This is a genomic window from Proteiniphilum sp. (assembly GCF_034927365.1).
In the GTDB taxonomy this organism is placed as follows: domain Bacteria; phylum Bacteroidota; class Bacteroidia; order Bacteroidales; family Dysgonomonadaceae; genus Proteiniphilum.
The window spans coordinates 113,695-125,646 of sequence record NZ_JAYFQD010000009.1; the positions used below are offsets into that span (position 1 = coordinate 113,695).

General features: G+C 42.1%; 10 protein-coding genes. 6 read left to right on the plus strand and 4 right to left on the minus strand.

Features of this window, described 5'->3' with window-relative positions:
- Positions 1–23 precede the first annotated feature (23 nt).
- Positions 24–512 (plus strand): SixA phosphatase family protein, encoded by a 489-nt coding sequence (locus tag VB073_RS06650; protein ID WP_323403372.1) that lies wholly within the window; start codon positions 24–26, stop codon positions 510–512.
- 34 nt (positions 513–546) lie between these two features.
- Here the strand turns inward: VB073_RS06650 and VB073_RS06655 are convergent, their stop codons facing one another.
- Complete coding sequence (locus tag VB073_RS06655; RefSeq protein ID WP_323403373.1) at positions 547–1,731, minus strand: YeiH family protein; 1,185 nt, start codon at positions 1,729–1,731, stop codon at positions 547–549.
- Positions 1,732–2,035: 304 nt separating this feature from the next.
- Here VB073_RS06655 and VB073_RS06660 point away from each other — a divergent pair, with 304 nt between their 5' ends.
- The 3 genes from VB073_RS06660 to VB073_RS06670 are packed head-to-tail and all read left to right on the plus strand — an operon-like array spanning position 2,036 to position 6,726.
- Positions 2,036–4,903: an outer membrane beta-barrel protein gene (locus VB073_RS06660; RefSeq protein ID WP_323403374.1), complete on the plus strand. Its 2,868-nt coding sequence runs from the start codon at positions 2,036–2,038 to the stop codon at positions 4,901–4,903.
- Between the two features lie 34 nt (positions 4,904–4,937).
- Positions 4,938–6,044 carry a sensor histidine kinase gene (locus tag VB073_RS06665; RefSeq protein WP_323403375.1) on the plus strand — a complete coding sequence of 369 codons (1,107 nt, stop codon included), beginning with the start codon at positions 4,938–4,940 and terminating at the stop codon, positions 6,042–6,044.
- Positions 6,016–6,726 (plus strand): LytTR family DNA-binding domain-containing protein, encoded by a 711-nt coding sequence (locus VB073_RS06670; RefSeq protein WP_323403376.1) that lies wholly within the window; start codon positions 6,016–6,018, stop codon positions 6,724–6,726. Before VB073_RS06665 ends, VB073_RS06670 begins: the two co-directional genes overlap by 29 nt.
- A 93-nt stretch (positions 6,727–6,819) precedes the next feature.
- On the opposite strand, the gene VB073_RS06675 is transcribed toward VB073_RS06670, so the two are convergent.
- From VB073_RS06675 to ahpC, 3 genes are all read right to left on the minus strand, one after another.
- Positions 6,820–7,293 (minus strand): Dps family protein, encoded by a 474-nt coding sequence (locus VB073_RS06675; protein ID WP_323403377.1) that lies wholly within the window; start codon positions 7,291–7,293, stop codon positions 6,820–6,822.
- Between the two features lie 82 nt (positions 7,294–7,375).
- Positions 7,376–8,926 (minus strand): alkyl hydroperoxide reductase subunit F, encoded by a 1,551-nt coding sequence (gene ahpF, locus VB073_RS06680; RefSeq protein WP_323403378.1) that lies wholly within the window; start codon positions 8,924–8,926, stop codon positions 7,376–7,378.
- A 4-nt stretch (positions 8,927–8,930) separates the two neighbouring features.
- The gene (gene ahpC / locus VB073_RS06685; protein WP_323403379.1) at positions 8,931–9,497 is read right to left on the minus strand and encodes an alkyl hydroperoxide reductase subunit C; all 567 of its coding nucleotides are present in this window, start codon (positions 9,495–9,497) and stop codon (positions 8,931–8,933) included.
- Positions 9,498–9,978: 481 nt separating this feature from the next.
- Between ahpC and VB073_RS06690 the strand changes: the two genes are divergently transcribed.
- Both VB073_RS06690 and VB073_RS06695 read left to right on the plus strand, forming a co-directional pair.
- Entirely contained in the window at positions 9,979–10,515 is a 537-nt protein-coding gene (locus VB073_RS06690) for a sigma-70 family RNA polymerase sigma factor (protein WP_323403380.1), read from the plus strand.
- 216 nt (positions 10,516–10,731) lie between these two features.
- Positions 10,732–11,922 (plus strand): FecR family protein, encoded by a 1,191-nt coding sequence (locus tag VB073_RS06695; RefSeq protein ID WP_323403381.1) that lies wholly within the window; start codon positions 10,732–10,734, stop codon positions 11,920–11,922.
- Positions 11,923–11,952: the final 30 nt, after the last annotated feature.

Consider the following 11,952-nt stretch of genomic DNA (forward strand, 5'->3'; position numbering starts at 1 on the left):
CTTTACCAATAAGCCAAAACTATATGAAGCAACTTGTTATCTTACGTCATGGCAAAGCCGAACAGGATACAATGGCCAAAGATGATTATGATCGCGTCCTTACCGAGCGCGGCAGCAAGAATGCCTCCGATATGGGGGGATTCATTTTGAAAAAATGGGGTGTTCCGGATCTGATACTGTCTTCTTCTGCCAAAAGGGCACATGATACCGCTATACTGGTCGCACAAAGCCTCGGTTATCCGCAGGAGGAGATCAGAACTGACCAGAATCTTTATTTTGCTCCTTCACGTTGGATACTAAACGTAATCTCCAAACTTTCTGATGAGGTGAACAGGTGCCTCTATGTGGGACATAATCCCGGTGTGACCGAGCTGATCAACGACCTGGGTGTAGGCCTTGATAACCTCCCCACAGCATCGGCTGCCTGCTTTGAATTGCATATCGACTCCTGGGCAGATGTATCAAATGACAGAGCTGCCTTTCTATGGTTGAAACAGGTGAAAGAACTCTGATCCGGACGTTTTTGAAAGATCCTTCGGGCCGGGATCAGAAATTGCTGAACAATAACCAGGCAATCAATAGTGTAAGTATGATATTAAATCCTTGGGCTGTAAGGAATGACCAGATATATTTGGCGTTTTCCTTCTTAAAGATATAGCGGAAGTCGGTCTCCAGGCCAATACATACGAAAGCCAGTGAGAAAAGCAATCCACGTGCTCCCTTGTTAGCCACGCGAGATAATTCCTTACCTGTCTCGGCATCGAAGGCGAAACTGAAAACCAGCGAAGCGATCAGGAAACCGAGTACGAATTTCGGGAAACGATCCCAGAGCACACTTCCTGAAGGACGGATTTCGCTGTTTGTGCCCTTATAAGACCAGTAAATGGATATGGCGAAAGCCGCGACTCCCAGCAACACATTTTGCGCCGATTTAATGATTACACTGTATTGTTCGGCCGTTTCACCGATAAATTTTCCGGAGGCAACCACTGCTGCCGTCGTGTCGATGGTGCCACCTAACCAGGCGCCGGCGACTTCTTCACTCAACCCTATCCATTTCGCCAAAAAGGGTAGGAGATACATCATGGGAATAGCCACAATAAGTACCAGTGAGATCACGAACGAAAGTTTTCGGGGATCACCCTTGATGGCTCCGCTCGTGGCGATGGCTGCTGAAACGCCACAAATCGAAACCGAACTCGATAACAACATCGACATCTCCGGGTCTATTTTGAATGCCCTGGTAGATATCCAGAAGCTGAAGTACCAGACCGAGAATACTACAATAATACCCTGCACCATACCCAATGCACCTGCACGCATGATCTCGTTGAAAAGGATGGAACTACCCAGAATTACCAGGCCTGCTTTGATATAATATTCACTCTTTACTGCCGGGGCCAACCATTTGGGTAAACCTACCGTATTGCGGATCAACAACCCGATAAGTACGGCAAAGAAAACCGATTCCAAACCTATCGTTTTAATCGGACCAAGACCGGCCATATATTCCGCTAACCAGGCTAAAGCATATACAACAATAAAAGAGAATAAAAATCCCCCCTTGTCCTTATTCCCCATAAATAGGTATCCCGCATATCCCAGTATCGCTATGATAAGCGACATATAGAGATAATTCTTCATCACCGACGGTAAGAAGACTACCAACACAAGTATTATTCCTCCAATAAGAGTGGAAACCCAATCTTCAGTTTTTAATTTTTTTAGCATGATCAAATGGAACGTTATAAATTTCTTATTTAACAACTGATTTGTCGACAAAATTATAAATATTTCAGAAATAATGAAGACAAAATACTTTTTTCTTGCTAAATTTTTAATTTATCATGGAAATATTATATTGCTTTAATCGTCGGAAACCCTCTGTTGGTCGACAAAATAGGTTAGTTTATCTATTTCTTTTGTAGAAACCTGATCGTTGACCTATTTTTGTCGCAAATTATTCACACATATAGGTATGATTATAATGTCTTGTGTTTTTCTTCTTGATTCTTGTGTCTAAATTTTTAATTATATGAAAAAGATTTGTTTTTTGGTGATTGTTCTTTTGCTGCCGCTCTATTCATTAATGGCCCAGGCACAGAAAAATAGTTCTATTTCCGGAAAGTTAATAGAAAAAGAATCGGAGGAACCGGTAGAGATGGCTACCATTCGCATACTCCGGCAGTCCGACAGCACTTTTGTTACCGGAAAAGTATCCGATGCAAAGGGACTCTTTACCATACCGGTAGAGAATGGATCCTACATTGCGCATATTTCTTATATAGGATATAATGATATATTCCGAAATGTAGAGGTAACTTCAGCCAATCCCCGTGTGCAGTTAGGCAGTCTCGCATTGGAAAATAACAGTATCATGTTGTCCGAGACTGTTGTGTTGGCCAAAATGCCGGAAATTACCGTCAAAGGGGATACGCTTGAGTATAATGCCGATTCATACAAAGTAACAGAAAGTGCTGTGGTTGAAGACCTGTTGAAAAAAATGCCCGGTGTGGAAATCGATAATGAAGGGAAAATCACAGTGAACGGAAAACAGATTTCAAAGATATTGGTCGATGGTGAAGAGTTTTTCAGTAACGACCCTAAAGTAGCCTCCAAAAACCTCCCTGCAAAGATGGTAGAAAAGTTGCAGGTACTCGAAAGAAAAACCGAGATGGCACAAATGACCGGTTTCGACGACGGTGAAGAAGAAAATGTGATCAACTTGTTGGTACGTCCTGGTATGAAGGAGGGGTTGTTTGGCAATGCCTTCGCCGGATATGGTAGCCAGGAGCGATATGAGGCCAACGGTATGGTCAACTATATGAAGAATAAAGATCAGTTCACCTTTCTCGGAGGTATTAACAATACCAATAATGCCGGTTTTTCCGACCTGGCAGGGGCGATGTTCGGTAATATGGGAGGCCGTGGTGGTAGAGGCCGGATGTTTGGAGGAAGAGACGGTATTTCTACCTCGATAAACGCAGGTGCCAATTTCAGCACTCAACTCTCATCTAAATTCAAGATAGGAGGTAATGTTCGTTATGGATCTACCGATGCCGATGTGGAGTCGGACGTTTTTACACAGAATATTCTCAGTGCCGGCAATACGCTGGAGAGAGAAAGTAACTGGTCGAACAACAATAGTCAGAATTTTAATATGGATCTCAGGATGGAATGGAAGCCGGATGAAGCCACTACCATTATTTTCCGTCCGAATGTATCATTTTACGGTAATAACCGGGATGAAACAGGGAGTTTCCATACCAGAAATGAACTGTCGGGTGATACTATCAACTATGGTGACTCGAAATACCTCTCCGAAGGAAATGGAAATAGTTATGGAGGAAATCTGGATATAAGCCGCCAACTGGGAAAGGAAGGACGTGTATTGAGTGCCCAGTTGCGGGCAAACAGGGGAGAGTCGGAAAATTCGGGGACCAGTGTTTCGGGTACCTTCTATCACGGAACACGTCCCGATGATCTCATCGATCAGCGTTTTACGAATAGGAGCGATAACAGTTCCTGGCGAGGCTTTCTCTCTTACGTAGAACCGATAGGCAGTAATAATTTCGTGCAATTGGCTTACGAGTACGGCCATAATATCTCAGAATCGGATAAGGACACTCGGACGCCGGATGGATCCGGTGAATATACGGTGCTCGATTCGCTTTATAGTAAGCGTCTTGAGAACGATTTCATGAACCAGAAAGTAGAACTGAACTTCAAGGCTGTACGGGAAAACTACGACTATATGTTCGGTATGTCGTTGGAACCCTCCAGTTCACGCAGTAAAACTTTTATAGGAACAGACCTTATACACGATACAAAACAGGATGTAATCAATTACGCTCCCATGGCACAATTGAATTATCGCTGGAGTCGTACTCATAATCTCCGCCTGCGTTATTGGGGGAGTACCGATCAACCTTCGGTAACACAACTCTCTCCGGTAGTAGATGTGTCTGACCCGCTCAACATCAGTTATGGGAACCCCGATCTTAAACCCTCTTTTCAACATCGGATGGAAGCACGCTACCAACTTTCAAATCCTGAAAAAGCGACATCCATAACGGCTTTTGTGAATGGAGGATTTATGACAAACGGCATTGTGTCTGCAACCGTTACCGATGTGAATACGGGACGTAAGGAAACCACATATCTTAATGCGTCCGGAAACTGGAATACAGATGGGCGTGTAATGTTCAATATGCCATTGAAGAATATCAAATTCTCTATTTTCTCCATGTCGTTTGCAAGGTATAATCAGGGATATGGCTACTCCAAGTCGATTACCGGAGAGGATGATTCAAAGATATTTACCAATGCAGATAAAAATACCAACAGGCAGATTTCTCTGGCGGAAACGCTTGGATTGAATTACCGTTCAGACCTGTTTGATTTCTCCCTGCGCGGGAATGTCAATTTCAATAATGTAACCAACAGCCTTGTAGGTCAGATCGATCAAAAATACTTCAATTATGGGGGTGGTGCGACTACCGCAATATACCTACCATGGGACCTGACATTGGAGAGCGATATCAACTATTCTACCAATTCCGGCTATGCCGACGGTTTTGAACAAAACGAGTGGCTATGGAATGCCTCATTACAGAAATCATTATTTAAACAAAAGAATGGTACTATCCGTTTTAAGATATATGATATCCTGCAACAACGTAGTAATATCAGCAGGAGTGTGACATCCAATTATATAAGAGATACGACGACCAACACGCTCACAAGTTATTTTATGGTACATTTCGTATACCGGTTCAATATCTTTAAAGGAGGTACCACACGAGAGGATATGATGCCTCAAAGAGGAGAATGGGGAGGCGGACCCGGAAGAGGTCCCGGAGGTTCGGGTGGTCCCGGTGGCGGTCCCGGTGGACCAATTTGACAGAATATTTTACATAATCAATAATTGCATTAACATGGATCAACTGCTAAAACCAAAACAAAGAGGGGCATTGAATAATGTGTTTACGCATATTCTATTATGGGGAGTGATTTTCATTCTCCCCTATTTTTTCATGGATTCAGAACATCTGTTTTATTGGCAGTACTTTATGAGATCTCTCTCGGAGATGCTGGGGTTTATGTTGGTGTTTTATGTAAACTATTTCTTGCTGATCAATAAGTTCCTCTTTAAGGGGAAAACCAGACAGTTTATACTCTATAATCTGTTGCTTATCGTGGCGGCTGCCTTCCTGATGTACTACGGTCGTGGCCTGATTGAAGCGATTATACCGGAACTCAGGCCTAAAAAGCGTATGAGACCGGGAGGTGCCAATATGCATGTCCTGTTTTTGGTACGCAATTCCACATCATTGTTTTTAATGGCCGGATTAAGTGTGGCTTTAAAGATGACAGTCCGGTGGTTTGAAGTAGATAATGAGCGTAAAGAACTGGCGAAAGCAAAATCAGAAGCAGAGCTGCAAAACCTCAAAAACCAGATCAACCCCCATTTTCTTCTCAATACATTGAACAATATATATGCACTTATAGAGTTTGATCCACCCAAAGCACAACAGGCGGTGATGGATCTGAGTAAGATGTTGCGCCATCTACTTTACGACAATAAGCAAACTTTCGTGCCCCTTCATCAGGAGGCCACTTTCATGCGTAATTACATTGAGCTAATGCGAATACGCCTACCGGGCAATGTGAAGCTGACGACCGACTTCTCCTATTCGGAGTCGGGCAATACTCTTATTTCTCCTTTAATTTTTATATCTTTGATCGAAAATGCATTCAAGCATGGTATCAGCGGGGATAAACCTTCGTTTATAGATATCTCGTTGAAGGAACATACCGACGGGAAAGTGGAATTTATTGCCCGGAACAGTTACTTTCCCAAATCGGGATCCGACAAGAGCGGAAGCGGTATCGGACTAGAATTGGTGAAGAAGAAACTGGAATTGCTATACCCTGGTAATTATCAATGGAATACTTCTATGGAGGAGGATGTATATTCAACCAGGCTTTTGATCGATACAAAAAAACAATCGGATGATACTCAATTGTTGGATCGTGGATGATGAGCCATTGGCGCTCTCACTACTGGAATCATATGTGCAGAAAACATCTTTCCTGAAGTTGACAGGCAAATACAGCAATGCACTGTCGGCCATGAAGCATTTGGCCGGTGAGAGGGTCGACTTGCTCTTTCTTGATATCCAGATGCCTGATGTGAACGGGATGGAGTTCGCCCGTATCATTGGAGACCATACCCGTATTATTTTTACCACTGCTTTTAGTGAGTATGCCTTAGAAGGATATAAGGTAAGTGCCCTCGATTATCTTTTGAAACCTTTTTCCTTTGCCGATTTTCTTGTTGCTGCGAAAAAAGCGTTGAATTGGTTTGAAATGACCGACAAGAAACAGGGTGGTGAAACGGCTCAGGAAAATTTGGGTATCTTTGTGAAATCCGACTATAAACTGCTGCATGTTTTGTATGATGATATTCTCTATATCGAGGGATTGAAAGATTATGTGAAGATATATACAGAGAGCCAATCCAAACCCATTCTTTCGTTGATAAGCCTTAAAACACTGGAGGAAGATCTTCCCACGGAGCGCTTTATGCGTGTTCATCGTTCTTATATCATCCACAAGAATAAGATTTCAAGTATCAATAAAAGGCGTATTATTATCGGCGAAAAACAGATTCCTATGGGGGATACCTACCGCAAACAGTTCATGTCGATAATCGGGCAATAGATTATAAAAGTAAATCCTTATGGGCGGGGCAATAAAAAAGAGAGTAAACCATCGTGTGATTTACTCTCCTTAAGCAATATTCTCAATGTTATTTTACGAAAGGTATGCAGTGAGCATCCAGACAGTTTTTTCCTGTTCCGAGATATAGTCGCTCATTAATGCAACAGTACCTTCGTCACTCGCTTGAGAAGCACCTTCCAGGATTTCGCGTTCCAATGCGATGATCTCTTTCAGGGCGTTGAGGATTTCTTTTACAATCTCCTTGGAGTTGGTCACTACGCCGGTCTCTTTGATAACCGATACTTTGAGGTATTCGCTGAAGTTATGTGCAGGAGTACCGCTCAACATCAGGATGCGTTCTGCTACTTCATCTACCTTTTCTGCGGTGTCATCGTAATACTCTTCGTATTTTGCGTGCGCGCCGAAGAACTCTACGCCTTTCACGTTCCAGTGGTATCCGCGGAGGTTGGTGTAGTAAACCTGCAGGCTGGCCAGTAATTTCTGTAAGCCGTCCACTGTCTTTCCTGTACTTTTCGGATCTAATCCTAAATAATCTAATGTCTTCATAATTTTTTTGTTAAACTGTGTTGTTGTTATAACTGTGGCAAATGTACAAAATAGTGAGTTATTTGCCAATTTTTTTCATTGTTCATATTCCCCTGATGCGATCATCGAATGCCGCCAGGGCCGCTTTTGCACCTTCACCCATGGAGATGATAATCTGTTTGTAGGGTACTGTAGTTACGTCTCCTGCAGCATAGATCCCCGGCACATTGGTCCGTGCACGTTCATCGATCTCAATCTCTCCGAAACGGTTGGTATTTACCACATCCCTGAATGCCGCACTGTTGGGCGCCAGCCCGATCTGTACGAATACGCCGTCAAGATCTACAAAACGCTCCTCTCCTGTTTTACGGTCTTTCACCTTCATTCCGATGACCTTGTCGCCATTGTTGATCACTTCGGTTGTTTGTGAACTAAGGAAGATATTTACATTGGGCAGGCTCTTTACCTTTTCCTGTAATACCTTGTCGGCTTTCAGTTCATCGAGGAATTCAAAAACAGTAACATGTGAACAGATCCCAGCCAGATCTATGGCTGCCTCGATTCCGGAATTCCCTCCACCAACTACAGCCACCCGTTTGCCTTTGTAGAACGGACCATCGCAATGGGGACAGAATGCCACCCCTCTCCCGATGAAATCGGCTTCGCCGGGCACGTTCAGTCTGCGCCATCCGGCACCGGTAGCGATGATCAATGCAGGAGCGGTGAATATCTCTCCAGTCTGAGCCGTAACAACCTTTAGACCATCTTTTACTTTTATATTTTCTACTGAACGATTTTCAAAAATATCGATAGGATATTCCTTCATATGGTTTGTGAGATCGTCAGCCAGTTTAGGGCCCGTCGTCTTGGGAACCGAGATAAGATTCTCTATCCCGTTCGTTTCATTGACCTGTCCGCCTACACGTTGGGCAATCACAGCAATCTTCAATCCCTTACGGGCGCTGTAAACGGCTGCAGAAGATCCGGCGGGGCCACCACCGACCACAATCACATCATATTCACGAACAGTCTGCTCTTCTGTATCGGACGTTTCCGTACCGTAACGGGCTTCTAATTTGGCCAGCAATTCGCCGAAATTACTACGGCCGACATGCAGCAGTTCACCATCGGCATATACTGCAGGTACCCCTTGCAGGTCGAGTGCATCTGCTTCTTCCTTGTAAATAGCGCCATCCACTGCCTCGTGCGTAATATGCGGGTTGATCACCGCCATGGCGTTCAGCGCTTGTACCACATCCGGACAATTGGTGCAGGTAAGCGACATATAAGTCGTTAAATGGATATCACCCTTCAACGATTTCAATTTCTTTGCTACAAATTCATCAGGGAGGTTTTTGCCTTTGCCGTCAGCATTCAAAATAGCCAGCAGGAGTGAGGTAAATTCATGACCGTTTGGCACGGCACGGAATCTGATACCGGTCTTTTCACCGTTTTTCAATATATCGAAAGCAAGGGCGTCACCGGAATTTTCTTTTACAGATAAGCGATTTGACGTCGATGCTACATCGTTGAGCAATTCAAGCAGTTGTCCACGATTCGGATGGTTTTCGCTGACTGATACCTCAAATGTATAATTATTTTTTAGTTCTGCGAAGATACCCTGTAGTTGTTCTATTAATGATGTGTCTAACATTCTACTATATTTTTCCTACCAGGTCGATGCTGGGCTTCAATGTTTCCTGACCTTCCTGCCATTTAGCGGGACATACTTCACCGTCGTGAGTAGCTACGAACTGTGCAGCTTTCACCTTACGTACCAGTTCTTCAGCATTACGTCCGATACCGTTATCATGAATCTCGGCGATCTTGATCTTGCCGGAAGGATCTACCACGAAAGTACCTCTGTAAGCAACACCTTCTTCTTCTACCATTACGCCGAAAGCGCGTGAAAGAAGACCGGTCGGGTCAGCCAACATGGGATATTTAATTTTGCGGATGCTGTCGGATGTATCGTGCCATGCTTTGTGAGTATAGTGCTTATCGGTACTTACCGAGTAAACTTCCACACCTATTTTTTGGAGCTCTTCATATTTTTCAGCTACGTCAACCAACTCTGTAGGGCATACGAATGTGAAATCCGCGGGATAAAAGAAGAAAATAGCCCATTTACCCAATACGTCGTTGTGGGTTACTGTTTTGAACTCGCCTTCGTGATAGGCTTCTACTTTAAACTCTGTCAGTTGTGAATTGATAATTGAAGTCATAATTTTTTTGTTTATAATTTGTTATATAATTAGAGTTTCTCTGTTTGTGTAACATTTGGTTTCTTTGCAATATTGCCTGAAAAACCTGTTTTCATAAGCATCACGAACCTTTTTCCTTATTCGTGATACAAAGGTAGATAAAGATTTTATTTATAATAATACATATTTGATTGATTGTGTTTATGTGGTATTGGCTAAAGTTTTGGCTTTGGATAAGGTCTTTTAAGAATTTTCGCCAATCTTCTGTGTGTTAGATAGATTTACAGAGTAGGGCAAATAAAGAAAATCTTTATCTTTGATAGTCGGAGTAATAATCAAAATTTTTTTACCAATTATAAAAACTTATACTGTTTAAATTATATCGAACACACGTTAAATTAAGTTGCCCGTAACATAACTTCATCGAAAAGATAAAATTCTTTATTCCGATATTTTTCACTTATTTTGTACATCAATTGGATAAGGCCTACTACAGACATCAGTGAAAAAACAAAACGACATTGCCTCGATTTACAGCCTCCATGTGGAAGATTTGTTCACGTATGGCTGTTACCTCGGTTTTGAAAGAGAGACCGTGAAAGATGCCATTCATGATGTTTTCGTAAAGATCGCCACCAACAGTGATAACCTTGATAATATATCCAACATCAAATTCTATCTTTTCAGATCACTGAAAAATAGGCTTCTTGATATTTATAAAAGTCAAAAGGAACATATTGAACTGGAAAATATAGATCCTTCCCGTGGAATATCATTTAATATAGAAGTAAATGTGGAAGAGCTGATGATCGAAGAAGAGGAACAGACAAAGATAAAAACAGAGATTGAACAACTATTAGGATCTCTCACAGATCGCCAACGTGAAATTATCTACCTCCGTTATATTCAGGAATATGATTATCCGCAGATTGCCGAATTACTCCAGATTTCCATACATGGGTGTCGCAAATTGGTATCAAAAGCCATCCTCAGCCTAAAGGAAAAATATGGTATCTTTTTCTTTCTCATCCTATCCTAATACTTCGACAAATCGATCCGCCGGATTATTTTCTCCTACCTACCAGTACCCCTGAGGCACACCAGTAACTATGACAACCTCTTTTTTCAGGCGTTATAATGTTAAAATTAAAAGATTTTATCAGGAGAAGGGGATAAATAAAATCCGAAGGCGTCTTTATATAACAAGGGATTCTTGTCAATAGACTTTTATAGTGTACAATAATAAAATATCCGAATGAAGACGGACAATAGATACAATGTTTATACCGATTTCCTAAAAGACAGACAATTCATTCAATGGCAACTGATGCCGGATGAGAAACTCAACAGTTATTGGGAAGAGTATTTTAAGCAACGCCCGGAATTAGTACAAGAATCGGAAAAGGCAATCTGTTATCTAAAGAAAAAGGGAATGACTAAAAATGTTCTAAGCGAGATTGAAAAGACAGAGATACTTGAAAGGATTCGGAAGACCCTTCGTAAAGAGAAGAAGATCTATCGACACGGGATGCTCTGGTATGCATCGGCTTCAGCGGCGGCAATAGCACTGATTATTATAGGGATCAGCCTGTTCTTCCCTTTCTCAGAGCAGATTAGTGTACCCGACAAGGAACTGATTGTGGGCGAATTGCTGAATAACGAAGATATTCAACTCATTACAACCGGTGAGGCTATTTTATTCCGGAATGATGTAGAAGTTACGCTCAGAGAAGAAGGAACTGCTGAAATTATACAAGGAAATAATGAGACCAGTACAATACAAATTGACTTGGATAAGCTTAATTCATTGGTCGTTCCCTACGGCAAGCGGTCCACACTTACCCTTGTAGATGGTAGCAGAGTATGGCTCAACTCGGGGTCGGTACTTGAGTTTCCGGCACAATTCAACGGTAAGAAACGGGAAATACGCCTGATATCGGGCGAGATGTATATAGAAGTAACCCATGATAAAGAAAAGCCCTTCTACGTACAGACCGACAATTTCAATGTAAAGGTGTATGGTACAAAATTCAATATCTTCAACTATTCTGGTTTACCGCAATCGGTAGTTCTGGTTGAGGGAAGTGTCAGTCTGCAATCAAAAGGAGATAAGGAATTGTTTATAACACCCAATGAAAAAGCCGTTTATTGCGAAGGCGGTATATTCGAAACACAAAAAGTGGATGCGAGTCAGTTTATCAGTTGGAAAGAGGGTTATCTCTCTTTTGATAAAACACCGATTACTGAAGTGTTACAACAGATTGGAAGGTATTACAACCTCTCATTCGATTTTGGAAATAATACAAACTTGCAAAAAAGGACCTGTACGGGAAAAATACACTTATCCGATAATTTGGATAATGTGATGACAACTATAGGTTTACTATCTTCCACAATCTATACGAGAACAGAAAATGAGATATTTATTACCGATGAACCCTTTTAAAATTGTATGCCTATGAAAAGTGAAAACTAA